At 63.4% G+C, this 770-nt stretch carries 1 protein-coding gene; it reads left to right on the forward strand.

The annotated features are described in order from the left end of the window. Window positions 1-770, forward strand: a 770-nt coding sequence (locus ACFO24_RS01760) for a transposase zinc-binding domain-containing protein (protein ID WP_377736488.1), incomplete at both ends; no start/stop codon positions are given.

The raw sequence follows: 770 nt of genomic DNA on the forward strand, positions 1-770 counted from the left end.
GCGCGGGTCAGTTCGACGGCCAGGGCGACCACCACACCCCCAAGCCCTTCGTGCGCAAAGCGTTTGCCACATATCTGGAGTGCGGCATCTTTGCCCATGGCTTTGCCCGCGCTCGCTGCGGCGACTGTGGGCACGACTACTTTGTAGCCTTCTCCTGCAAAGGCCGGGGAGTCTGCCCCTCGTGCACCACCCGGCGCATGGTGGAGACAGCAGCGCACCTGAACGATCACGTATTCCCCCGCCTGCCGGTGCGCCAGTGGGTGCTGTCGGTTCCCAAGCGGCTTCGTTACTTCATGCAGCGCGACGGGCCAGTGCTCAATATGGTGCTGCGCATCTTTCTGCGGGTGATTGCGCAAAGCCTGCAGGCGCACTGCATTGGCGCGGCCAATGCAGACAAGGAAAGCCTGCACATCGGCGCAGTGGCCTTCATCCACAGGTTCGGCTCCAGCCTGAACGAACACGTCCACTTCCACGTCTGTGTGGTGGACGGGGTGTTTGAGGAAGTGGAGGGCGAGGGCGATGCTGATGCGACCCCTCGAATCTCATCGCCGGGTGTCATCTTTCACGCGGCCACCGGCATCGATGCGGCTACCGTGGCCCCGGTGCAGACCACACTGCAAAAACGTATCCTGCGCGCCTTTGTGGGCCGTGGGCTGCTGGAGAACTTCGAGGCAAAAGAGATGCTGGGGTACAAACACAGTGGCTTCTCGGTGGATGCGGGGGTGTGCATCGAAGCCCACGACCGCGCTGCGCTGGAGCGGCTGCTGCGC

This window comes from Comamonas denitrificans (assembly GCF_042654745.1).
In the GTDB taxonomy this organism is placed as follows: domain Bacteria; phylum Pseudomonadota; class Gammaproteobacteria; order Burkholderiales; family Burkholderiaceae_C; genus Comamonas; species Comamonas denitrificans.